We start from the raw sequence: 23,707 nt of genomic DNA on the forward strand, positions 1-23,707 counted from the left end.
CCGAGCTGAAGGGGACTTTCCCCGCATCACATGCGGGGAAAGTCCCCTTCAGCCGTTTTTGTCCAGCAGCAGGTGGACCGAGAGCTCCAGCCGGTTCGCCACGTCGGCGGCCGAAGCGCGGCGGGTCACCCAGGCGACCAGGTTCGCCATCCAGACGTCGGCGATGACGTGGAAGATGTCGCGGTCGGCCTCGGTCGGGTCCTCGATGCCCATGGCCTTGGCGAACATGTTCTCCATCAGCCGCCCGACCTGCTCGACCTCGGCGGCCGCGGTGGTGTCGGCGAACATGAACGCGCGGACCATGGCCTCGGTCAGATGCGGGTCCCGCTGCATCAGCCGGGTGTTGCGGCCGAGCACGACCATGAGCCGCTCGCTCGGGGTGTCGCCGGGGATGGCCGCGCGTTCCAGTTTCTCCTGCGCGCGTTCGAATTCCCTGGCCAGCCCGGAGACGAGCAGGTGGATCTTCGAGGGGAAGTAGCGGTACAGCGTGCCGAGCGCGACGTCCGCCTTCTCGGCGACCGCCCGCATCTGGACCGCGTCGTACCCGCCCTTGGCGGCGAGGGTCAGGGTCGCGTCGATGATGCGGCGCCGCCGGTCGCGTTGTGCCGCGGAGCCGAGTTCTTCGCCGCCCAGGGCGGAGAGACCGTTGCCGCTTCGCGCTTTCGCGCTCGTGGGTGCCTTGGCCTTCCCTGGCATCGCCACGTCCCCCTTCATCGAACCGATCTTCGGAACTTGTTCCACTTCCCCCGCGTAGCGTACCTAAGCGGACGAACTGTTCAAGACGTGACCCACTGGGCAAGAAACTGTAACACGTTCTACACTCGCGGGTAGGTCCGGCGAGGAGGTCTCACCCGTGTCGATCGCGCTCACCGAGGAACAGGCGGCGCTGGCCGCGTCGATCCGGGCGTGGGCGGCTGCCGCCCGCCCCGTCGACGCCGTCCGAAGTGGCCGGATCGCCGAGCCGCCGCCAGGGCTGGCGGAACTCGGCTTGTTCGGCGTCGCGATCCCCGAAGACGTCGGCGGTGCCGGTGGCACGCTCGCCGATCTGGCCGCCGGGCTCGCCGAAGCCGCCGAAGCACTCGTACCCGGTCCGGTCCTCGGGACCGCGTTGGGAGGGGCACTGCTCGCGACGGATCCCCTGGCCGCCAAGGAGATCCTGCCCGGTCTCGCGGACGGGGCCGAACGGCTGGCGGTGGTGCTCGGCCCGGGGTTCCGTATCGCGGACTCGGTCGTCGACGGTGAGTCAGGACCGGCTCTCGACGTTCACCCGTCGGCATGGTTGCTGGTCTCCAACGGTGACGTCTGCGCGCTCATCCCGCCCGGGGCGTCCGGAGTGGACATCGAACGGTGCGACCCGTTCGACGTCTCCAGGCCGGTCGGCCGCGTCCGCTGCACGAGCGTGCGGGCCGAAGCGGTTTTCGAGTCGCTTCCCGTGGACGCCTACGCCGCCACGCTCGGCGCCGCCGAAGCCGCGGGGATCGCACGATGGTGTCTCCGGACCGCTGTCGAGTACGCGAAAGTGCGAGAGCAGTTCGGCCGTCCCATCGGCTCGTTCCAGGCGATCAAGCATCTTTGCGCGGAAATGCTCTGCCGGGCCGAAGCCACCGACGCTCTCGCGTGGGACGCGGCGAGGGCGGCCGACGACCCGGCGCAGCATCCCCTCGCGGCCGCGACGGCGGCGGCCTACGCCCTCGACGCGGCCGTCGCCAACGCGAAGGACTGCATCCAGATCCTCGGCGGCATCGGATTCACCTGGGAGCATGACGCGCACTTCTATCTGCGCCGTGCCGTGGCCCTGCGCCAGTGGCTCGGCGGTTCCGCCCGGTGGCGTCGTCGCGCCGCCGAACTCGCGCTGCGCGGCGACCGCCGGACGCTGCGCGTCGAGGTCGGCGAAGACGCCGAACTCCGTGCCCTGGTCGGCGAAATCGCCGCTCTGCCCGAGACGGCACGACGTGTCGCGCTGGCCGATTCGGGGCTGCTGGCCCCGCACTGGCCGGCGCCCTACGGCCGGGGCGCGGCCGCCGCCGAGCAACTGCGGATCGACGCCGCGCTCGCCGACGGCGACGTCCGCCGACCCGACCTGGTCATCGGCTCCTGGGCGATCCCGACGCTGCTGGAGCACGGTTCTCCCGAACAGCGGGACCGGTTCGCCGCACCCACGTTGCGCGGCGAGATCATTTGGTGCCAGCTGTTCAGCGAGCCCGAAGCCGGCTCCGATCTCGCGTCGCTGCGCACGACGGCCCGGCGCGTCGACGGCGGATGGCTGCTCAACGGCCAGAAGGTGTGGACGTCGCTGGCCCGCGAAGCCGATTGGGCGATCTGCCTGGCGCGCACCGATCCGGCCGCGCCGAAACACAAGGGCATCACGTACTTCCTCGTCGACATGACCGCCGGTGGGATCAGCACCCGCCCGCTGCGCGAGATCACCGGCGACGCCGTCTTCAACGAAGTATTCCTCGACGACGTCTTCGTCCCGGACGACATGGTCGTCGGCGAGGTCGACGGCGGCTGGCGGCTCGCGCGGACGACACTGGCGAACGAACGCGTCGCCCTCGGGAGCGGGTCCGCGGTCGGGGAAGGCGTCGAGAACCTGCTCGCCACGCTCGGGGACGGCGCCGATCCGGAGAAACTCGGCGCGCTGATCGCCGACGGCAGCGCGTGTTCGGTGCTGGACCTGCGGGCGACGCTGCGGCGGCTCGACGGCCAGGACCCGGGAGCCGAGTCGAGCGTGCGCAAACTGCTGGGCGTCCGGCACCGGCAGGCGGTGGCGGAGTTCGCGCTGGAGGCACTCGGCGAGAACGCCCTCGTCGCCGGTGACCCCGCGCAGCACGAGTTCCTGCTGACCCGCTGCCTCAGCATCGCGGGCGGCACCACGCAGGTGCTGCTGTCCTTGACGGCCGAGCGGCTGCTGGGGCTCCCGCGGTCCTGAAAGTCCCGGTCACGGCTCCGTGACGTGTAATGAACGGGACTTTCATTGCAAAATTTGCAATGAAAGTCCCGTTCATTACACGTCGGCCGGCCGGTTGTCGGTCCCGTGCTCTAGCGTGCGGGTCGTGGAGTTCGGCACAGGAACCCAAGCCACCTTCGTCCCCTCGGATCCCCCGCGGGACGGCGTGCTGGCGCTCTGGGGAGACGGCGTAGCGGGTGACACCGCGATCGAACTCGTGCTGCCGGTGGGAAAGGTCTTCCGGCGCACGAAGGTCGACGCGGCGCTCGTCCCGTTGTCACGCGCGATTCCGCGGCTGCTGACCGCCGAGGGCGAGCTGAGCCCGGCCATCGCCGCGTGGTCGGCCGCCGCCGAGGCCGGGGTGAACCTCATCGCCCGCGGCAGGCTGCTGCCCGCGGCCTCACCCGGTGGGGTGGCTTCGTGGCGGGTCGGCCCGCTCGACGTCGCCGACGAGGAGCTGCTGCGCGGGCTCGGCGCCGCGCTGCCGCCCGAGGCGCACGCGCTGCCGTTGTCCGGGCTGAAACGGATCCGGCTGCACTCACCGGAGTCGCTGATCCGCGCGCTCTGGGACGCGACGGCGGACGTGCTGGTGCGCACGCCCGCCGCGAGTGTCGCCGCCGGTGGTCCGGCGTTCGCCTCGGCCGAGCCGACGCTGGTCGGGCCGGACGGTGCCGCGTGGCTGGCGGAACTGAACGCCCGTCAGGCCCAGGGCGCGCGTCTCATCCTGCGCATGGAGGTGCACGAGCCCGAGAACCCCGAGGAAGAGCCCACTTTCGCCGCGGTCCTCGCCGTGCGGAGCACCGCCGATCCGAGCCTGATCGTCGAGGCGGCGACGTTGTGGGACGCGCCCGAAGCCGTGCTGGAGCGGATGGGCGAGCAGGTCGAGACGCAGTTGCTGCTCGGTCTGCGGCGAGGCGCCAGGGCGTGGTCGCCGCTCGGCCGCATGCTGCGATCGGCCGCGCCGACCGAACTGGCGCTGGAGTACGACGAGGTCGTCGACCTGCTGACCCACGGCGACGCGGCGCTCGGCGGCGCGGGTATCGAGGTGCAGTGGCCGAAGGACCTGTTCTCGGGCGAGCTCAAGGCCAAGGCGAGCGCGACGCAGGCACCGGGCAGTGTCACCGGTCCCGAGTTCACGCTCAAGAGCCTCTTGCAGTTCCGCTGGCGGCTGAGCGTCGGGGACGAGGAACTCACCGACGACGAGGTCACCGCGCTCGCGGAGGCGAAACGGCCGCTGGTGCGGCTGCGGGGCAAATGGATCAAGGTCGACGCGCGCTTGATCGCGAAGGTGCGTGCTCACCGCGCGAAGAAGCTGTCCGGGGCCGAGGCACTGGCCGCGGCGCTCACCGGCGAACTGGAACTGGACGGCGAGAAGGTCGAGTTCACCGTCCCGTCCGCGCTGGCGGGGCTGCTCCAGCGGATCCGTGACAGCGCCGCGGAACCGATCGAGCAACCCGCCGAACTGCAAGCCACCCTGCGGCCGTACCAGAAGGCGGGCCTCGCCTGGCTGGCGACGATGACCGGGCTGGGTCTGGGCGCCTGCCTCGCCGACGACATGGGGCTGGGCAAGACGATCCAGCTCATCTCCCTGCATCTGCACCGCCGCCCGCTCAAGGAAGGCCCCACGCTCGTCCTGTGCCCGACCTCGTTGCTGGGCAACTGGGAACGCGAGTTCGCCCGGTTCGCGCCGGACATCCCGGTGCGCCGGTTCCACGGCGGCGGGCGCCATCTCGACGAGGTCGCGCAGGACGAGGTCGTGCTCGCCACGTACGGCGTCCTCCGCCGGGATCGCGAGACACTGTCCGAAGTGGACTGGGGGATGATCGCCGCCGACGAGGCGCAGCACGTCAAGAACCCGCTTTCGGTCACCGCCAAGGAACTGCGGAAGATCCCGGCCGCTGCGAAGGTCGCGCTGACCGGGACACCGATGGAGAACCGCCTCACCGAACTGTGGTCCATCATCGACTGGACGACGCCGGGACTGCTCGGCTCGCTCGACGGGTTCCGCCGCAAGGTCGCGCGCCCGATCGAACGCGACCGGGACACCGCCGTCACCGAACGGCTCGCCGCGACCGTGCGCCCGTTCCTGTTGCGCCGCAAGAAGACCGATCCGGACATCGCCCCGGAACTGCCGCGCAAGACCGAGACCGACCGGTTCGTCCCGCTCACCGCCGAGCAGACGACGCTGTACGAGGCCGTCGTCCGGGAGAACCTCGCGATGATCCGCGACCTGGACGGGGTGGCCCGGCGCGGGCAGGTGCTCAAACTGCTCACCGAACTCAAGCAGATCTGCAACCATCCCGCGCAGTACCTCAAGGAGCCCGGCGTGCTGCACGGCCGCTCCGGCAAGCTCGCCGCCTTCGAGGAACTGCTCGACGTCATCCTCGACGAGGGCGACAGCGTGCTCGTGTTCAGCCAGTACGTCCAGCTCTGCCGCCTGCTGGAGAAACGCCTGGCCGAACGCGGGCTGCCGACGATGCTGCTGTCCGGGTCGAGCACGCCGGCGGCCCGCGAGGAGATGGTCGCCCGGTTCCAGGCGGGCGAGGTGCCGGTGTTCCTGTTGTCCCTCAAGGCGGGCGGCGTCGGGCTCAACCTGACCAAGGCCACCCACGTGATCCACTACGACCGCTGGTGGAACCCGGCTGTCGAGGACCAGGCCACCGACCGCGCGTACCGGATCGGGCAGGACAGACCGGTCCAGGTGCACCGGCTGATCGCCGAAGGCACGCTGGAAGAGCGCATCGCCACGATGCTGGAGACCAAACGCGGACTGGCCGACTCGGTCATCGGCGCGGGCGAGAACTGGATCACCGAACTGTCCGACGACGAACTCACCGACCTCGTCCGGCTCGGGGAGACCTGATGCCGAGCGCGACCGGGCGGAAACGGCGCACCTTCGGCAACACGTGGTGGGGCCAGGCGTGGGTCGAAGCCTTGGAAGACCGCGCCAAACTCGACCCGAACCGCTTGCCGCGCGGGCGCACGTACGCGCGCAAGGGGACGGTCAGCAAGCTGGTGGTCGGCACGGGCGAGGTGACGGCCTGGGTACAGGGCAGCCGCGCCGTGCCGTATCGGGTGACCATCCACATGCGGGCGTTCACCGAGGCGCAGTGGGAGAGACTGCTCGGCATGGTCGGTGCACGGCTGGGGCACGTCGCCGCCCTCCTCGACGGCGAATTGCCCGGTGAGCTGGCCGAGGACGCGCGGTCCGCCGGCGCGGACCTGCTGCCGGGCCCCGGTGACCTGCGCCCGAAGTGTTCCTGCCCCGACAGTGCGAACCCGTGCAAACACGTCGCCGCTGTCTACTACCTGGTCGCGGACGAGGTCGACGCCGATCCGTTCGTGCTGTTCCTGCTGCGCGGCAGGCCGAGGGAGGCCGTGCTCGCGGAACTGCGGTCCCGCCGGGCTCCCGCGAGAGAGCCGGGCAAGCGAGTACGCGCTCCCGCCGCGCCCGGGATCGACCCGAAACGCGCCTACACCCGGCGGATCGCCGCGGTGCCCCCGCGGCTGGCCGTCCCCGGCACGGTCGGGCCGCCCGCGGTCCTCGACGTCGATCCGCCGCACGGCACGGGCTGGAGCAGCGACACGTTCGCGGAACTGGCCGCCGACGCCGCCGCGAGAGCTTGGGAACTACTGGTCATGGGGCCCGAGCGCGAGGTGGAGCTGACGTTCGAGGAAGACCTCGCGCGCCGGGCTGCGGCGAGCGATCCCGGCGTCGTCGCCGAACTCGCCGAGGCCGCAAGCGTCTCAGTGCGGGATCTGGCCGTCTGGGCGCAGGCCTGGCGTGAGGCGGGCCGGGGCGGGATGGCGGTGATCCGGGAGGTCTGGCGGCCGGGGCAGGCACCGCTCGCACAGGCCAAAGCGGACTTCGCCGAATCGGGACTGCCGGGAGAGCCGAAGGTCTGGCGGAACCGGATCACCCAGGGCGATCTGCAACTGCGCTACGGCCGTGACGAACGTTGGTACCGCTTCGTGCGCGACGGCGAGGGCTGGCGGGTCGACGGCCCGCCGTCCACGCGGCCGACGGATGTGATCTACCCGCCCTGACCTCGACGGAGGAAGCCCTCGATCCGGGGTGGGGGCGTTGCGAAGGTGGCTTTAGCGACGATGAAGGTTGTGAAAGCCACCTTCGCAACATCCGAAGCCGGCACGTGGGCGAGCGAGGCCACCCGAGCAGACGCGGTGTCGCGAAAGCCACTTTCAGGACTTCTGGTGTCCCGAAGGTGGCTTTCGCGACACCTTCAGGACATTCCGCTAAGCAGCCGACGGAAGACCCGGGCGGGGTGGTCGTGAGTGGCGTTTCGGGTTCCGGTGGTCCCGTATTTGCCGACCCGCTGGATCCGGATGTCGTCTTGGTGAGCTTGTAGAGCTTTTTCTGGGTGCCGATGTGGGCTAGTGGGGAGGATTTGGGACGTTGAGCGTCCGGAATCTTCCCCGCTCGGCCCGGCCCATCGACGATGAAGGAATCGGGACACTCAACGTCCCGATTCCTTCATCGTCAACATCCGGTACACGCTGAGCCGTCACGCTCGAACGTAGGCAAATACCGGTCTGTTCTAACCCGAAACGCCACTCACGACCCGCTGGACCGGCGTCGCCAAGTGCGATAGCTCCATTCCAGGAACCGCTCCACCCCGCGGACCACGTGCGCGCTGCGGATCGAGGGGAAGACGTCGAAAGCGTGCTGAGCGCCGGAGATCTCGGCGTACGCGACCTCACGCTGGGACTTCTCCCGCAGGCGGCGCACGAACTCGCGGGCCTCGCCCACCGGCACCAGCGAGTCGTGGACGCCGTGGATGACGAAGAACGGCGGCGCGTCCTCGGTGATCCGGTCCAGCGGTGACGCCGCGATGTAGTCGTCGAGGAAGTTCACCGGGTCCTTCTCCGCCTCGAAGACGTGCCGGGCGATCAGCGTCTTCAACCGCGTCTGGCTGGAGCGCCGCCCGCTGGTCGCGGCGAAGTCGTACACGCCGTAGTGCGGCGCGCACGCCTGGATGCTCGTGTCGGACTCGGTGAAGCCGGGCTGCAGTGCCGGGTCGTTCGCGGTCAGCGCCAGCAGCGCCGCGAGGTGCCCGCCTGCCGAACCTCCGGTGACGGCGACGAAGGACGGGTCGCCGCCGTAGGACTCGGCGTTGTCCCGGATCCAGGCCAGCGCGCGTTTCGCCGCGACGATGTGCGCGGGCCACCGGGCGGCGGGGGAGAGCGGATAGTTGATCGTGATGCAGAGCCAGCCGCGTTTGGCCATGTGCAGCATCAGCGGCAGGCCCTGCTGGTCCTTGTTGCCGATCACCCACGCGCCGCCGTGCACCTGCAGCAGGATCGGCGCGCCGGTGACCTTCTCGCGCGGGGCGTAGATGTCGAGCAGGAACCGCTTCCCGCCGGGCGCGTAGGCGATGTTGCGTTCGCGGCGGACCTCCGGGTCGCGCATGCGGAACGGCATGGCCAGCTGGCCCCACGGTGTCGCGAGGTCGGTCGGGCTCGGCGGATGCGCCAGTTCCTCGGTGTAGGCCGTGCCGATGCCTTCGGTCAGTGCCGTCTCGATCTCGTCGCGGGCCCGCTGGGACTGCGCGATCAGCGCGCCGAGCCCGGCCGCCGACGCGGCCGCCAGCGCGAGACCGGTCTTGCTCGAACCGCCCCGGTGACGCGCGACGTGCGCGGCGGCGTCGGCCGCGGTGAGCGCGAGCAGATGCGGGGCGAGTTCCCCGGTGAGCCAGCCCGCGAAGAACGCCGGAACCGCCGTCCTGGCGCCTCTCGGCGGCTTCAACGCGTTCGCGGTGAGCGCGAGCTGGAGTGCCTGTCGGACGACGAAACTCGGCTGCATGGACACCGATCCTACCGCCGGGTGACCGCCTAGAACCCGTTGCAAAGTTCACTTAAGGTGATTCTCATGCGGAGATTGAGTGGTCTGGACGCGAGTTTTCTTTACCTGGAGACGCAGGCCCAGGTCCTGCACGTGTGCGGACTGCTCATCCTCGACCGTTCGACCATGCCCGGTGGCTACGATTTCGAGCGCTTCAAGGAGAAACTGGCCGAACGGGTCGCGCTGATCCCGGCATTCAGGCGCAAGCTGCACAATCCACTCTGGAATCCCACCCACCCCGTCTGGGTCGAGGACGAGGATTTCGACCTCGAGGCCCATGTTCACCGGATCGGCGTACCGGCGCCCGGTGACCGGCGCGAACTGGCCGAACTGTGCGCCCACATCGCGGGACAACGGCTGGACCGCGCGCAGCCGCTCTGGCAGTTGCACGTCATCGAAGGCCTGGCCGGCGGCGAGATCGCGGTCCTGCTGAAGATGCACCACGCCAGCGTCGACGGGGTGAGCGGCGCCAGCCTGATCACCTATCTCGCCGGGCTCGAACCGGACGCCCCGCCGCCGGAGATCGCGCGGGACGAACGCCACAACGGGGGTGTTCCCGGCAGGCGCGCACTGCTCGGCGCGGGGCTGACGTCGTTCGTGAAACGCCCGGCCGAGCTGGTGAAACTGCTGCCCGACCTGCTCGGACTCGTCCCGAAATGGCTCGGGAAAGCCTTGCAGGGCAAGGGAATGCCGGTCCCGTTCACCGCTCCGCGCACGTCGTTCAACGGGACGATCACCGCACACCGCAGTGTCGCCTACACCTCCCTCGACCTCGACGAGGTCAAACGGATCAAGAACGCCTTCGGGGTGACCGTCAACGACGTCGTCCTCGCCGTCGTTTCCGGTGCCCTGCGGCGGTTCCTGCGTGACCGGGGCGAGCTACCGGAAGACCCGCTGGTGGCGACCGTGCCGGTGTCGGTGCACGAACGCACCGAGCGTGACCACGGCAGCAACAAGGTCTCGGCCTTCTTCGCGTCGCTGCCCACCCATCTGGAGGATCCCGCCGCGCGCGTGTTCATGCTCGCGGAGTCGAACCGGCTGTCCAAGGACCACCACCACGACATCGACGCCGACATGCTCCAGGACTGGGCGCAGTTCTCGGCGGCGACCATGTTCGGCCTCGCGGTCCGCGCGTATTCCGCGCTGCGCCTGGCCGAACGGCATCCGGTGGTGCACAACCTGGTGGTGTCCACTGTGCCCGGCCCGCCGATGCCCCTGTACCTGCTGGGCTGCCGGATCACCGGGCTCTACCCGCTCGGGCCGGTGTTCCACGGCGCCGGGCTGAACGTCACCGTGCTGTCCAACGCGGGCCGGGTGGACGTCGGCCTGCTCGGCGCCCGCGAACTCACCGGTGACCTGTGGCCGCTCGCCGACCACTTCCCCGATGCTCTCCAGGAACTCCTCAAGGCCGCTCCTTAGCGAGGGGTTGCCGTTCGGCCGCCTTCCGGATAAGACTAGAACAGGTTTCAGTATTGTGCCCGTTCGCCCCGGTGAGGAGCCAGTGTGGACTTCCAGTTCGACGAGACGCAGACCGAGGTCACCGCGCTGACCGCGCGCGTGCTCGGCAAGGAGCGCGAACCCGCCGAGACGTGGCGCGCGCTCGCCGACGCCGGTCTGCTCGCGCTGGCGCTGCCCGCCGAACTCGGCGGCGACGGCCTCGGCGTGGCCGAAGTCGCCTTGGTGCTGACCGAGCTCGGTCGTGTCGCTTCACCGGCGCCCGCGCTGGCGTCGCTGGCTTTCGGGGTCCTGCCGGTCGCGGCGCTCGGCGGCCCGGACCAGCGTGCGGCCCTGCTCCCACCGGTCGCCGCGGGCGAATCCGTGCTCACCGCGGCGCTCCACGAACCTTCCACGCCGTTCGCCACCCGGCCCGCGACCGCGGCCGAGCCGGCGGGGGACTGGCGGCTGAGCGGGGTCAAGGTCGGCGTCCCGTTCGCGGCGGAGGCGACCCGGATCCTGACGCCGGTCTCGATGCCCGGCGGTACCGGGGTCTTCCTGGTCGATCCCCGGGCGGACGGCGTGACGCTGACGCCGACGAGAACCTCGTCCGGCACCCCGGACTACACGATGACGCTCGATTCCGTGACCGTCACCGACGCCGACCTCCTGAACGGGCCCGGCCCCGGCGAAGCGATCGCGACCCTGCACCGGTTCGCGCTCGCGGGCATCGTGGCGTTCGGCGACGGTCTGCTCGCCGGCGCGCTCGCGCTGACCACCGAGCACGTCGGCGAACGCGAGCAGTTCGGGCGCCCGCTGGCGGCGTTCCAGGCGGTGGCGCAGCAGATCGCGGACGTCTACGTCGCTTCGAGAACCGTCCAGCTGGCCGCGCGGTCGGCGGTCTGGCGGCTCGCGGCGGGGCTCGACGCCGAGGCGGATCTCGACGTCGCGGCGTACTGGCTGGCGGAGGAGGCGCCCGGGGCGCTGGCCGTCTGCCATCACCTGCACGGCGGGATCGGCGTGGACGAAACGTATCCGCTGCACCGATTCTCGTCGGCGGTCAAGGATCTGGGACGGACGCTCGGCGGCGCCTCGCATCGGCTGGCCGCCTTGGGCGAACTGGTGGCGGGGTGAACCGATGCTGATCGAACTGACCGCGGCGCAACAGCAGTTGCGCTCCGAACTGCGCAAGTACTTCGCCGGTCTGGTGAGCGCCGACGAGCGGCGCGCGATGCTGCGCGAGCGGCACGGACCGGTGTACCGCGAGATCGTCCGGCGGATGGGCCGCGACGGCTGGCTCGGCGTCGGCTGGCCGGAACAGTACGGCGGCCGGGGTTTCGGCGAGATCGAGCAGCACCTCTTCGTCGACGAGGCCGCCCGTGCCGACGTCCAGCTGCCGTCGGTGACCTTGCAGACCGTCGGGCCCACGCTGCAGGCGTTCGGCACCGAAGAACAAAAGTCCTTCTTCCTGCCCAAGATCCTGGCCGGTGAGATCCATTTCGCCATCGGCTACACCGAACCCGACGCGGGCACCGACCTCGCGGCGCTGCGGACCAGCGCCGTGCGCGAGGGCGACGAGTACGTCGTCAACGGCCAGAAGACCTTCACCACCGGCGGGCACGACGCCGACTACCTCTGGCTCGCCGTGCGGACCGCGCCGGACGCGCCGAAGCACAAGGGCATCTCGATCCTCATCATGGACACCCGCGACCCCGGCTACTCGTGGACGCCGATCATCACCTGCGACGGCGCGCACCACGTGAACGCCACGTACTACTCGGATGTCCGGGTCCCGGCGAACATGCTGGTGGGCAAGGAGAACGAGGGCTGGCGGCTGATCACCACCCAGCTGAACCACGAACGCGTCATGCTCGGCCCGGCCGGCCGCATCGGCGGGCTCCACGACCGCGTCCGCGACTGGGCCGCGTCCAGGAAGACGCCGGACGGCACGCCGTTGACGCACCTGCCGGACGTCCGTGCCGTCCTCACCGAAACCTGGGCGACGGCCCGGGTCAACGAACTGCTGAACTGGCAGGTAGCGGCGTCTTCGGCGACCGGACCGGTGGCGGTGGCCGACGCCTCGGCCACCAAGATCGTCGGTTCCGAACGCATCCAGCGCCTGGCGAGGAGGCTGGAGGAGATCGTGGCGCGGCACGGCGATCAGGCCGACACCGAGACCGCGGAACTGGCGCTGTGGCTGGACGTGGTGGCCAAACGCAATCTGGTGCTGACCTTCGGCGGCGGCGTCAACGAGATCCAGCGCGAGCTGATCGCCACCGCCGGGCTCGGCCTGCCGAGGGTGCCGCGATGAGCATCCAGGAAGCGGCAGAACGCATCGCCGCACAAGGGGAATCCGCGCCGAGGGCGGCCCGTGACGCGGTCAACCAGGCGATGGTGAACAACTGGGTCGAGGCCATCGGCGACCGCAATCCCGTCTATGTCGACGAAGGGTTCGCCGCGAAGAGTGTCCACAAGGGACTCGTCGCGCCTCCCGCGATGGCACAGGTGTGGACGATGGGCGGGCTGCACTGGACGAGGGCGTCGGACGATCCGCTCGGCGCGATGATGGAGGTGCTCGACGAAGCCGGGTTCACCTCGGTCGTCGCGACCAACTCCGAGCAGAACTACTTCCGCTACCTGCGGCACGGCGAGCGGGTCGAGGCGACCGCGAAACTCGAGAGCGTCGTCGGGCCGAAACGCACCGCACTGGGCGAAGGCTGGTTCGTGACGACGAAGACCACCTGGTACGTCGGCGAAGAAGCCGTCGCGGACATGGTGTTCCGGGTACTCAAGTTCCGCCCGCCGGGTGCCGAGCCTGCCAAGGTGGCCGCACCCGTCCTGCGGCCGGTGATCAGCAAGGACACCGAGTTCTTCTGGGCCGGATTGCGCGAGGGTGAACTGCGGATCCAGCGGTGGGGCGAGACACTGCGGCATCCGCCCGGCCCGATGCCGCCGGACGGCGACCTCGGCGCGAAGCCGGATCACGTCGTGGCGTGCGGGCGGGGAACGGTCTACAGCTACGTGGTGCACCACCATCCGAAGGTCCCCGGCAAGGACCTGCCGTTCGTGGTCGCGCTCGTCGAACTGGAGGAGGGCGTCCGGGTGATGGGCGAGCTGCTCGAGGTCGATCCCGAAGCCGTCCACATCGGACTTCCGGTGGAGGCCGCCTTCGTGAAGGTCGACGAGGAACTGACCTTGCCCGCTTGGAGGGTCGCGCGATGAAGGACTGTGCCGTCGGCACCGAGTTGCCGCCGCTGACGATCGAGGCCACCCCGACCTTCGTGGTGAGCACCGCGCTGGCGACCCGGGACTTCCAGGACGTCCACCACGATCGGGACGCCGCCGTGCAAAGGGGATCGAAGGACATCTTCCTCAACATCCTCACCGACACCGGCCTGGTGCAACGGTTCGTCACCGATTGGGCGGGGCCGGAGGCCTTCGTGCGGTCGATCAAGATCCGGCTCGGCGTGCCCTGCTACGCCTACGACACCTTGACCTTCACCGGGCGGGTCACCGAACGCGACGGCGACGACGTGGTGATCTCCGTGTCCGGTGTGGACAGTCTCGGCGAACATGTGGTGGGCACCGTCGCGATCACCCTGGGAGGCGAGTGATGACCCTGTCCGGGAAGGCGGCGATCGCCGGTATCGGTGCGACGGAGTTCTCCAAGGATTCCGGGCGCAGCGAGCTTCGGCTGGCAGCGGAGGCGGTTTCGGCGGCCCTGGCCGACGCGGGGCTCAAGCCGTCCGATGTGGACGGTCTGGTCTCGTTCACCATGGACGGCAACAGCGAGATCTCGGTGGCGCGGGAACTCGGCATCCCCGAACTCAAGTTCTTCAGCCGGATCCACTACGGCGGCGGGGCGGCGGCCGCGACCGTGCAGCAGGCCGCGATGGCCGTCGCGACCGGTGTCGCGGAGGTCGTCGTCGCGTACCGGGCCTTCAACGAACGGTCCGGGATGCGGTTCGGCCAGGTCTCCTCGGCCGCGGCGGGGCAGGTGAACTCCTCCGGCGTCGACAACGCGTTCCACTACCCGATGGGGATCGCGACGCCCGCCGCCACCGTCGCCATGCTCGCGCGGCGCTACATGCACGAGTACGGCGCGACCAGCGAGGACTTCGGCCGGATCGCCGTCATCGATCGCGCTCGCGCCGCGACCAACCCGAAGGCGTGGTTCCACGGCAAGCCGATCACGCTCGAGGACCATCAGGCGTCGCGCTGGGTCGCGGAACCGTTGCACCTGCTCGACTGCTGCCAGGAGAGCGACGGCGGGGTCGCACTCGTGGTCACCAGTGCCGAACGGGCGCGCGACCTGCCGCACCGGCCCGCCGTGATCGCGGCGGCCGCGCAGGGGAGCGGCCCGGACCAGTACGTGATGACCAGCTACTACCGCGACGACCTGCCCGCGCTGCCCGAGATGGGGGTCGTGGGACGGCAACTGTGGGCGCAGTCCGGGCTCGGGCCGGGCGACATGGACCTCGCCGTGCTGTACGACCACTTCACCCCTTATGTCCTGATGCAGCTGGAAGAACTCGGCTTCTGCGGGAAGGGCGAGGCCAAGGACTTCATCGGCGGCGGCACCCTGGAACTCGACGGGAAGCTGCCGCTCAACCCGCACGGCGGGCAGCTGGGGGAGGCCTACATCCACGGGATGAACGGGATCGCCGAAGGGGTCCGGCAGGTGCGGGGCGACGCCGTCAATCAGGTCGACGGGGCCGCACGGGTGCTCGTGACCGCCGGAACGGGCGTACCTACGAGCGGACTGGTCTTGACCGCTGGGTGAGATCACCTCAATGCCCGCTGGTGTACTAGAGCGGTACCTGCCACGGTGAGGGGGAGACCGGCTGGGAGGCACCATGTCTGGACCAATCGTCGTCGCGTGGACGCTGACCGCGGTGTTCGCGGCCCTGGTCCTGCCGTGCGTGCTGAGACTCGTCCGGCTGGACTACGGACGCCACGGCGCGGCGGTCCGCAACGGTGATCTGGCCGAGCTGCTGCTCGTCGTCGCCATGGTCGCGATGCTGTCCCCGGTCGGCGGCCCCATTCCCGCCGCCGGCTGGCAGGCGGTACTCGCGCTGACCGCGGGCTGGTTCGCCGTCTCGTGGTGGAAGGGACGGCGGTCCGGGCACGCGGCCTGCGGGCACCACGCTGTCTCCGCCGCGGCGATGCTGTTCATGGTGACGTTCATGCCGCACAGCGAGGTCACGCACGGGCCGTGGCTGGTGATGTCCGGCTCCGGTTCCACCTCGGCGCTGTGGCTTTCCCTGATTTTCGGCGCCGTGGCCGCGTATTTCGCGGTGGACGCCATCCGCGCGGGGGTCGCGGCCGCGCGGGGCGACACGGGCGCGGGCCAGGTCTCACGCCGGGTGTGCCGGGTCGTGATGGGGCTGGGGATGGGCTACATGCTGCTGGGAGCGGCCGTCTGACGTCATTGGGCCGGGACGCGCCGGACCACACCTTCTTCGGCCGCCTCGGCGGCGGGAAGGCCCTCGGCCGGGTTGTCCGCGGCCCACTTGCCCGCGTCGGCGATGTCCTTGTTCAGCGCGACGATCAGCGCCTCCGACGACGGGTACGCCTGCTGTTCCCGCAGGTGGTGCCCCAGCCAGACGGTCAGCACCTCGCCGTAGAGGTTCCCGCCGAAGTCCAGCAGGTGCGCCTCGACGAGCCGGTAGCCGTCCGCGCCGTAGTACGTCGGCCGCCTGCCGACCGAGACCGCGGCCGCGATCCGGGTGCCGTCCGCGCGCTCGGCCCAGCCCGCCCACACTCCGTCGCCGACCTGGCCGTCCTGGTCGCGCAGCGCGATGTTGGCGGTCGGGAAGCCCAGTTCCCGGCCCCGCTGATCGCCCTTCTCCACCTGGCCACGGACCACGAAGTACTCCGCCGTCATGCCGCCCCCGTCCCTGCCGTCACGAAAGCCATGAATACCACGACCTGGACCCGAGGTCGACCGCCGTCCACGGCACGAGAGTGTCCATTGTGTACTCGGTCACGTCGTGACGAGCCGGTATCCCAGGTCCAGCTCGGTCCGGCCGAGCAGGCCGACGTGGTGCCGGTGCCAGTGCCCGTCGGCGAGGTCGGCGCGCAACCGGCCGACGGCCGCGGCGACGACGTTCTGGTCCAGCAGTGCCACCCCGGACATCCCCGCGCGCACGCGTTCGGACAGGTAGGCCTCCGGCCTGCGCCAATACGCGCCGAGGAACCCGTCGACGCAGTCCGACGGCACCGGCAGCGGAGCCACGGCAGGGGTCTCGCCCGCCGCGCTCAGCTCTTCGACGATCCTGTCGAGGCAGGCCAGACGGCTCTCGTGCTCGGCGATCTCCGGCAGGTAGTCCCGCACCAGCCAGAACCGCGCGAACACCGCCTGGTCCCAGGTCACGATCACCTGGCGGCGGGACACCCGCCGCAACTCGGCCAGCCCGGCGGTCACGTCGGTCCAGTGGTGCACGGTGAGCACCGCCAGGGCGACGTCGAAGGCCCCGTCACGGAAGGGGAGCCCTTCCGCGCAAGCCTGGACGGCGGCGGCCGCGGTGACCGGACGCTGCCCGATCATCCGCGACGACGGTTCGACGGCGATCACGCCGCGGTCTTCCGGCTCGTAGGAACCGGCTCCCGCGCCGACGTTGACCACCGACCGCGCGTCGCCGAGCGCGGCGGTCACGGCGGCCGCGATCCGGGGATCCGGACGTCTCGATCGCGCGTAATCCCGGCCGAGTTCGGCATACGGGTCCGAGATCAAGGGGCGCACGCGGACGAGTCTAGCCAGAGCCGCTACCTGCGGGAACGAGGATTCAGTCTGTAGTGGTCAATAAAGTGTCGGAAAGAACGGGAGCCTCGTCCCGGTCCGGCGCGGTGGTCGTGATCAGCAACCCGGCGGGCTCCCGCCAGACGCGGGTCCGCAGCGGTTCGCCGGGGTAGACGACGCCGGCGAACTTGGCCGCGAACGAGGCGACGCGCGAGGTGTCGCCGTCGAGAAACTCGTCGGTGACGGCCTTCGCGATGACGCCGTAGGTGCACAGGCCGTGCAGGATCGGCTTGCCGAACCCGGCCGCCGCGGCGAACGCGGGATCCGCGTGCAGCGGGTTGCGGTCTCCGCAAAGCCGGTAGAGGAGGGCCTGCTGCGGCAACGTCGGCGTGTCGATGACCGCGTCCGGTTCCCGTGACGGGAGTTCGACGCGATCGGACGGTCCGCGCTCGCCGCCGAAACCCCCTTCGCCACGGGCGAAGATGCTCGACCGCAGCGTCCACAGTGGAGTTCCGTCCGAGTCGGTGGCGATCGTCTCGTTCACGATCACCGCCGCCTTCCCCTTGTCGAAGACGTCGACGATCCTCGTCCTGGCCACGGCCTTGCCCGACGCCGGGATCGGCCGGTGCGCGATCACTTCCTGCTTGCCGTGCAGCACCTTCCCGAGGTCGACCTCGACGCCGGGGAACGAGACGGCGGGCGGCTCGAACACGCGCAGGTTCGCGGCCACGGTCGCGAACGTCGGCAGCACCTGGAGGCCGTCCTCGTAGGTGTAGCGCAGCTCCCGCGGGCTCATCGGATCCGAGCCCGCGCCCAGCGCCAGGTGGTACAGCTGCACGTCGGACGCGGTCCAGGCGAAACTCACCTCGCCGAGGTCGGCGCCGATCGCGACCGAAGGATCGATGGGCACGAAGAACTCCTACTCGTAGGTGACGGTGACCTCGTCGGTCAGCGGCAAAGACTGACACGCCAGCACGATGCCTTCGGCAATATCGTCGCCGTCGAGGACCTCGTTGTGCAGCATCTTCACCTCACCGGAGGTGACCCGGCAAGCGCACGCGCTGCACTGGCCCTCACGGCAGGAATACGGCGCGTCGAAACCCTTTTCCAGCAACAGGTCCAGCAGTTTCGTCCGGCGGGGCCACTCGAGCTTCCTGGTCTCGCCGTCGAGGGTGACCTCGACCCCCGCCGGGGTCTCGGCCTCTTCGACGGCGACGGGTTCGGCCACCTCGAACGGATTCCCGCCGAGGGACAGGAACCGTTCCAGATGGATCCGTTTGCGCGGCAGTCCGAGCTCCTTGAGCACCGTGCGCGCGGCGTCCATGAACGGACCCGGGCCGCAGATGAACGCCTCGTGCGCGGTGTACGGCGCGACCAGGGCGCGCAGGTGCGCCTCGGCCGGCAGACCTTGCAGGCTCTCCAGCCAGTGCACCACGACCAGCCGGTCCGCGTACCTCGCGGCGAGGTCCGCCAGTTCCCGCGCGAAGATCACCGATGCTTCGTCGCGATTGGCGTAGAGCAGGGCCACCTTGCCGGTTCCGTGTTCCAGCGCGGACTTCAGGATCGACATCACCGGCGTGATCCCGCTTCCGCCCGCGAGCAGCAGGAAGTCTTCGTCGAGCGACGCGGGGGTGAACACCCCGGCGGGCGGCAGGACTTGGACCTCCTGCCCTGCACGGAGGTTGTCGCAGAGCCAGTTCGATCCGTAGCCGTCGGAGGTGCGCTTGACGGTGACCTGGACCCGGTTCTCGTGCGGCGCGCTGGAGAGCGAATAGCAGCGGGCCACCGACCCGGTCCGCTCGCTCGGCACGCGGACGGTGAGGAACTGTCCTGGGGTGTAAGCGAAAACGGAGGCGTGCTCGGCCGGGATCTCGAATACGATCGACGACGCGTCGGCCGTCTCGGCGATCACCTCGGCCACGGTCACGGTGACGGGACCGCTCATTCGGGCACCTCCAGCAGGCCGTCCTTCAGCGCGGCGTCGATGCTGTCGCTGAGGTTGCCGCAGGTGTCGAGCAGCGCAGTCTGCGCGCCGGCCGCCTTCTGCGCCGCGAACACCGGGCAGCTCCGTGACGCGTCGGTCGTCCACTGGATGCTGGTGTGCTGCATGCTGTTCTTCTTGACCAGCACACAGGTCCCGCACGAGCGGCAGTTCAGCGGCCGCAGCCCGGCGGTGAGGAACTCGACGGTCTCGGGCTTCACACCCCGGCCTCTTCCGCCTGCTGCCGCGCCAGGTTGTCGGCCACCTCCGCCGCCCAGACCTCGTTGGCGCGGCTGGTGTCCACTTCGAACTCGAACCGCCGGGTCATGTCCTCGGTGACGTCGGCCGCGTCCACATAGAACTGGTCGTACCAGCGGCGCAGCTGGTAGACCGGCCCGTCCTCCTCGCACAGCAACGGGTTGTCGATCCGCGTCTTGTTGCGCCAGATCTCCACGTCCTGCAGGAAACCGACGCCGATGCCCTTGGCGAACTTCCCGGCGATCTTGTCCGCGTGCTCGTCCGAGACGCCCTCGAACTTCTTCACGCTCACGCCCCACTGCAGCACGAACGAGTTCTCGGTGACCGGGTAGTGGCAGTTGATCAGCACGTTCTCGATCTCGAAACCCTGGTACGTGTTGAGCAGCGTGTTGATCATGTAGGACGGCCCGAAATACGACGCCTCCGACCGCAGCAGGTTCTCCTCGCCGCCGTAGTTGGACGCCATTCCCTTGTCCGGACGGCCTTTCGTGTTCAGGTACTGGGTGGCGACATGCCCCTCGAACACGTTTTTGAAGTAGGTCGGGAAGGCGTAGTGGATGTAGAAGAAGTGCGCCATGTCGACCATGTTGTCGATGATCTCGCGGCAGTTGGAGCCCTCGATCAGCACCGAGTCCCAGGTCCAGTTGCTCCACTCGCCGTTGAACACGCCCTCGATGCGCGGGATGACGACGTCCTCGGGCGGCGGGTTGCCCTCCGGGTCGTGCCAGACGAACAGCTGCTTGTTCTCCTCCAGCACTTGCCACGTCTTCGTCCGTGCCCGCAGCGGAACCCGCTTGGCGTAGGGGATCGAGACGCATTTGCCGTTGCCGTTCCAGCGCCAGTCGTGGAACGGGCAGGCGATCTCGTCGCCCTTGACCTCGCCCTGGGTGAGGTCGCCGCCCATGTGGCGGCAGTACCCGTCGAGCACGTTCAGCTTGCCGGACGAATCGGCGAAGACCACCAGTTTCGTCCCGAACGCCGTGATGGCGTGCGGCTTCCCGTCCCGGAACGGCTCGGCGAGGCCGAGACAGTGCCAGCCGCGCGCGAACCGCGAAGGGGGCGCGCCCGCGTCGATCTGCCGTACGGATTCCGTCGTCATCGGCTGCCTCCCGCTTTGGTGTGATCTTGCTGCGCGAGATGCTCGGCCGCAAGGTAGCCGAACACCATCGCCGGGCCGATCGTCGCGCCGGGGCCCGCGTAGGTGCGGCCCATCACCGCCGCGCTCGTGTTGCCCGCCGCGTAAAGCCCGTCGATCACCGACCCGTCCTCGCGCAGGACGCGCGCGTGCGGGTCGGTCCTCAAACCGCCCTTGGTGCCCAGGTCGCCGGGCACGATCTTCACCGCGTAGTACGGCGCGACGTCCAGCGGGCCCAGGCTCGGATTGGGTTTGTTCCGCGGATCGCCGTAGTAGTGGTCGTACGCGCTGCGCCCGCGGTGGAAGTCCTCGTCCACGCCGCTTTTCGCGAAGCCGTTGAAGCGCCGCACGGTGGACTCCAGCGCGTCGGCCGGGACCTCGATCCGCTCGGCGAGTTTCGCGATCGTGCTCGCTTTGACCGCGATGCCCGCTTTGAACCAGCGGCCGGGGAGCGGCTGACGCGGGCCGAGGCCGGTGAACATGTACCGGTTGCGGTTGCGCTGGTCGAACACCAGCCAGGTCGGGAAGTTCTCGCCTGGCCCGTCTCCGTCGCCGTACATCGCGTGCACGGCCTCGACGTAGGGCGCCGACTCGTTGACGAAGCGCTCGCCCCGCGCGTTGACCATCAGGCAGCCCGGCCGCGACCGCTCGGCGAGCGCGAACCACGGGCCGCCGGTCAGCGGGATGGACGGGCCCCACCAGGCGTCGTCCATCAGATCGGTGGCCGCACCGAGTTTGAGCCCGGCGCCGATGGCGTCACCGGTGTTGGCTTCGGCGCCGACGGTCCAGTCCGTGCCGATGGGTGCGCGCTGGTACTTGGCCCGCATCTCCTCGTTGCGCTCGAACCCTCCGGCGCCGAGGATGACGCCGAGCCGCGCGCGGATCAGCTTCTCCTCGCCTTCGTGGCGGACCACGACGCCGATCACGCGATCGCCCTCGACCTTGAGATCGATGAGCGGCGTGTTCAGCCAGACGGGGACGTCGGCCCGCCGCAGCCCCTCGCGCAACCCGGCCGCAAGCGCTTGCCCCATGGAGAGAAGCCGCTGACGGCGGATCCGGCCCAGCAGCCAACGGCCACCGAGACCGAGGACGCGGAGGATCCCGCGCGGATGCCGGGCGAGCAGGCTCAGCCACCGGTAGTCCGCCTGGGTGATCGGGGCGCCCAGCGGGGGAGCGCTGTACGGCGGCTCCAGATTCGCCAGCTCCGGCCCGAGCAGGTTGCCGTCGAGCGCGGCCGGTTCGACCGACCGTCCGCCGGCGCGCCCGCCGGGGGCCTCCGGGTGGTAGTCCGAGTAACCGCGGACCCACCGGAAGCGCAGCGGCGTCTTGTCGCAGACGAAGGACAAGACCTCGGGGCCGCGGTCGAGAAAGGCCGACCGGAGTTCCGCCGGGACGACGTCGCCGACGATCGACTCGAGATACTCGCGCGCCCGCTCCGGGGGTTCTTCGATCCCGGCCGCCCGCAGGGCGTGGTTGCCGGGGATCCAGACGCCGCCGCCGGACCGCGCGGTGGAGCCGCCGAAGTGGGCGGCCTTCTCCACGACCAGGACCTCGAGTCCCCGGTGGGCTGCGGACAGTGCGGCGGTCATCCCGGCGGCCCCACTGCCCGCCACGATCACGTCGTAGTCCATACGCCCCTCACCTGGAACACGTTGTAGGAAGCATGTAGCAGCATCCGCGCTGCTCCAGTCACCATAGACGAGAACGTGTTCTAGTTCTAGGGTGGGGTGATGGACTCCCTCATCGCGGATGTGGTGATCGTGGGCTTCGGGGCGGCGGGCGCCTGTGCGGCGATCGAAGCCGCCGACGCGGGCGCCCGCGTGCTCGTCGTGGAGCGGTTTTCCGGTGGTGGCGCGAGCGCCGTCAGCGGAGGTGTCGTCTACGCCGGTGGCGGGACGGCGCAGCAGCGGGACGCGGGTGTCGACGACAGTGTCGACGCGATGTACGACTACCTGCGGCTCGAGGTCGGCGACGTCGTCTCCGAAGAGACCCTGCGGCGGTTCTGCGCGGGCAGTACGGAGATGGTGACCTGGCTGGAGGGCAACGGTGTCCCGTTCGAGGGGAGCCTGTGCCCGTACAAGACGTCCTACCCGAGCGACGCGCATTATCTGTACTACTCGGGCAGCGAGGCGGCGGGCGGCTTCCGTGACGCGGCGAAGCCGGCACCGCGCGGACACCGCGTCAAAGGTCCGGGGACCTCGGGGAAGCTGCTGATGGCGAGGTTGGCCGAGGCCGTCCGGCGCCGCGGGATCCAGGTGCTGCCGCAGACCGCGGCGCGGAATCTGATCGTGGACGAGAACGGGACCGTGACCGGTGTCGTCGTGTCCACCCTGCGGGACGCGCCCGCGCGAGTCCGGGCGGCCCATCGGAAGCTGGCCGCGTACGCCGCCAAACCGGGGATCTACGTGCCGTCGCTGCGGAAGTCGCTGCATCGGCGAGTGGAGCGGATCGAGCGCCGATACGGCCGTGAGCTGCGGATTTCGGCCTCGCGCGGGGTCGTCCTCGCGGCGGGCGGGTTCATCGCGAACCGGGAGATGGTGCGTGAGCACGCGCCCGCGTATCGCGGCGGCCTCGCGCTGGGGACCTCCGCCGACGACGGGTCCGGGATCCGGATGGGCGTCGAGGCGGGTGGGGTCACCGCGGAAATGGGACGGATCTCCGCCTGGCGGTTCATCACCCCGCCGTCGGCGTTCCTCGGCGGCCTGCTCGTCGGGAAGTCGGGCGGGCGGATCATCGACGAATCCCGCTACGGCGCGGCCGTCGGCGAACGCATGATCACCGAGCACGGAGGGCGGGGCTGGCTGCTGGTCGACGACGCCATCGTGCGCGACGTGCGCCGTGACGCGCGGAAGCAAAGCCAGTGGTTCCAAGGACTTCAAGTGCGCTACCTGCTGCGGCAACGGGTCGTCGCCGGTTCACTCGAAGACGTCGCGCGCAAGGCCGGTGTCGACCCCGGCGGGCTGGTCGCCAGTGTCGAGGCCTCGCGCTCGGGCGCTGATCCGACGGGCAAGCCCGCGGAGTTCGCGCGTCCGCTGGATCGGGCGCCGTACTCGCTGATCGACGTCTCGATCCGGCCCAACCTCGGCTATCCCTGCCCGATGCTGACGCTGGGCGGCCTGGTCGTCGACGAGGAGACCGGTGCGGTGCGGGGCTCCTCCGGCGCCCCGATTCGCGGGCTGTACGCGGCGGGCCGGACCGCGGTGGGAATCTGTTCTAGGTCCTATGTGAGCGGACTGTCGCTGGCCGACTGCGTGTTTTCCGGGCGGCGTGCTGGAGCGCACAGTGCGCTCGACCGGGGATCGGTCGACAAAAACGAGAACGTGTTCTAGTCTTGGATCCGGTTCACGGAG

20 protein-coding genes are annotated in these 23,707 nt (G+C 70.0%); 11 read left to right on the forward strand and 9 right to left on the reverse strand.

Going from position 1 to position 23,707, the window contains the following annotated elements; genetic code table 11:
* Window positions 1–48: 48 nt before the first annotated feature.
* A complete protein-coding gene (gene kstR, locus ACZ5IK_RS12130) occupies window positions 49–696 on the reverse strand; it encodes a cholesterol catabolism transcriptional regulator KstR (RefSeq protein WP_101613050.1) in 648 nt (215 codons plus the stop codon).
* Window positions 697–853: 157 nt separating this feature from the next.
* On the opposite strand from kstR, the gene ACZ5IK_RS12135 reads away from it, so the two are divergent.
* From ACZ5IK_RS12135 to ACZ5IK_RS12145, 3 genes are all read left to right on the forward strand, one after another.
* The gene (locus ACZ5IK_RS12135; protein WP_465487736.1) at window positions 854–2,929 is read left to right on the forward strand and encodes an acyl-CoA dehydrogenase family protein; all 2,076 of its coding nucleotides are present in this window, start codon (window positions 854–856) and stop codon (window positions 2,927–2,929) included.
* Between the two features lie 115 nt (window positions 2,930–3,044).
* A complete protein-coding gene (locus tag ACZ5IK_RS12140; RefSeq protein ID WP_465487737.1) occupies window positions 3,045–5,810 on the forward strand; it encodes a DEAD/DEAH box helicase in 2,766 nt (921 codons plus the stop codon).
* Entirely contained in the window at window positions 5,810–6,994 is a 1,185-nt protein-coding gene (locus ACZ5IK_RS12145; RefSeq protein ID WP_465487738.1) for an SWIM zinc finger family protein, read from the forward strand. The genes ACZ5IK_RS12140 and ACZ5IK_RS12145 overlap by 1 nt, the downstream gene beginning before the upstream one ends.
* Window positions 6,995–7,520: 526 nt before the next feature.
* On the opposite strand, the gene ACZ5IK_RS12150 is transcribed toward ACZ5IK_RS12145, so the two are convergent.
* On the reverse strand, window positions 7,521–8,768 hold the full coding sequence (locus ACZ5IK_RS12150) for an alpha/beta hydrolase fold domain-containing protein (protein ID WP_465487739.1): 1,248 nt from the start codon (window positions 8,766–8,768) through the stop codon (window positions 7,521–7,523).
* Window positions 8,769–8,834: 66 nt separating this feature from the next.
* Here ACZ5IK_RS12150 and ACZ5IK_RS12155 point away from each other — a divergent pair, with 66 nt between their 5' ends.
* The 7 genes from ACZ5IK_RS12155 (at window position 8,835) to ACZ5IK_RS12185 (ending at window position 15,667) form a co-directional block, all read left to right on the forward strand.
* On the forward strand, window positions 8,835–10,226 hold the full coding sequence (locus ACZ5IK_RS12155) for a WS/DGAT/MGAT family O-acyltransferase (RefSeq protein ID WP_465487740.1): 1,392 nt from the start codon (window positions 8,835–8,837) through the stop codon (window positions 10,224–10,226).
* 84 nt (window positions 10,227–10,310) lie between these two features.
* On the forward strand, window positions 10,311–11,375 hold the full coding sequence (locus ACZ5IK_RS12160) for an acyl-CoA dehydrogenase family protein (RefSeq protein WP_465487741.1): 1,065 nt from the start codon (window positions 10,311–10,313) through the stop codon (window positions 11,373–11,375).
* A 4-nt stretch (window positions 11,376–11,379) separates the two neighbouring features.
* Entirely contained in the window at window positions 11,380–12,552 is a 1,173-nt protein-coding gene (locus ACZ5IK_RS12165) for an acyl-CoA dehydrogenase family protein (protein ID WP_465487742.1), read from the forward strand.
* Window positions 12,549–13,463, forward strand: coding sequence for a bifunctional MaoC family dehydratase N-terminal/OB-fold nucleic acid binding domain-containing protein (locus tag ACZ5IK_RS12170; protein WP_465487743.1), 915 nt, complete (start codon window positions 12,549–12,551; stop codon window positions 13,461–13,463). The genes ACZ5IK_RS12165 and ACZ5IK_RS12170 overlap by 4 nt, the downstream gene beginning before the upstream one ends.
* Window positions 13,460–13,855, forward strand: coding sequence for a MaoC family dehydratase (locus ACZ5IK_RS12175; protein WP_465487744.1), 396 nt, complete (start codon window positions 13,460–13,462; stop codon window positions 13,853–13,855). Before ACZ5IK_RS12170 ends, ACZ5IK_RS12175 begins: the two co-directional genes overlap by 4 nt.
* Window positions 13,855–15,024, forward strand: coding sequence for a lipid-transfer protein (locus ACZ5IK_RS12180; protein ID WP_465487745.1), 1,170 nt, complete (start codon window positions 13,855–13,857; stop codon window positions 15,022–15,024). Before ACZ5IK_RS12175 ends, ACZ5IK_RS12180 begins: the two co-directional genes overlap by 1 nt.
* A 73-nt stretch (window positions 15,025–15,097) precedes the next feature.
* Window positions 15,098–15,667, forward strand: a complete 570-nt coding sequence (locus tag ACZ5IK_RS12185) for a DUF5134 domain-containing protein (RefSeq protein WP_465487746.1) — start codon at window positions 15,098–15,100, stop codon at window positions 15,665–15,667.
* A gap of 2 nt (window positions 15,668–15,669) precedes the next feature.
* On the opposite strand, the gene ACZ5IK_RS12190 is transcribed toward ACZ5IK_RS12185, so the two are convergent.
* The 7 genes from ACZ5IK_RS12190 to kstD form a co-directional block, all read right to left on the reverse strand.
* Window positions 15,670–16,128: a riboflavin kinase gene (locus ACZ5IK_RS12190; RefSeq protein ID WP_465487747.1), complete on the reverse strand. Its 459-nt coding sequence runs from the start codon at window positions 16,126–16,128 to the stop codon at window positions 15,670–15,672.
* Window positions 16,129–16,227: 99 nt separating this feature from the next.
* Complete coding sequence (locus ACZ5IK_RS12195) at window positions 16,228–16,977, reverse strand: class I SAM-dependent methyltransferase (protein WP_465488013.1); 750 nt, start codon at window positions 16,975–16,977, stop codon at window positions 16,228–16,230.
* 52 nt (window positions 16,978–17,029) lie between these two features.
* Window positions 17,030–17,893: a MaoC/PaaZ C-terminal domain-containing protein gene (locus ACZ5IK_RS12200; protein WP_465487748.1), complete on the reverse strand. Its 864-nt coding sequence runs from the start codon at window positions 17,891–17,893 to the stop codon at window positions 17,030–17,032.
* A gap of 9 nt (window positions 17,894–17,902) precedes the next feature.
* Window positions 17,903–18,928 carry a 2Fe-2S iron-sulfur cluster-binding protein gene (locus tag ACZ5IK_RS12205; protein WP_465487749.1) on the reverse strand — a complete coding sequence of 342 codons (1,026 nt, stop codon included), beginning with the start codon at window positions 18,926–18,928 and terminating at the stop codon, window positions 17,903–17,905.
* On the reverse strand, window positions 18,925–19,185 hold the full coding sequence (locus ACZ5IK_RS12210; protein WP_465487750.1) for a hypothetical protein: 261 nt from the start codon (window positions 19,183–19,185) through the stop codon (window positions 18,925–18,927). The genes ACZ5IK_RS12205 and ACZ5IK_RS12210 overlap by 4 nt, the downstream gene beginning before the upstream one ends.
* Window positions 19,182–20,321: a Rieske 2Fe-2S domain-containing protein gene (locus ACZ5IK_RS12215; protein ID WP_101606512.1), complete on the reverse strand. Its 1,140-nt coding sequence runs from the start codon at window positions 20,319–20,321 to the stop codon at window positions 19,182–19,184. Before ACZ5IK_RS12215 ends, ACZ5IK_RS12210 begins: the two co-directional genes overlap by 4 nt.
* Window positions 20,318–21,988 carry a 3-oxosteroid 1-dehydrogenase gene (gene kstD / locus ACZ5IK_RS12220; RefSeq protein WP_465487751.1) on the reverse strand — a complete coding sequence of 557 codons (1,671 nt, stop codon included), beginning with the start codon at window positions 21,986–21,988 and terminating at the stop codon, window positions 20,318–20,320. The genes ACZ5IK_RS12215 and kstD overlap by 4 nt, the downstream gene beginning before the upstream one ends.
* A 99-nt stretch (window positions 21,989–22,087) precedes the next feature.
* Between kstD and ACZ5IK_RS12225 the strand changes: the two genes are divergently transcribed.
* Window positions 22,088–23,686: an FAD-binding protein gene (locus ACZ5IK_RS12225; RefSeq protein ID WP_465487752.1), complete on the forward strand. Its 1,599-nt coding sequence runs from the start codon at window positions 22,088–22,090 to the stop codon at window positions 23,684–23,686.
* The last annotated feature ends 21 nt before the right edge of the window (window positions 23,687–23,707 follow it).

This window comes from Amycolatopsis sp. NPDC031561 (assembly GCF_055580625.1).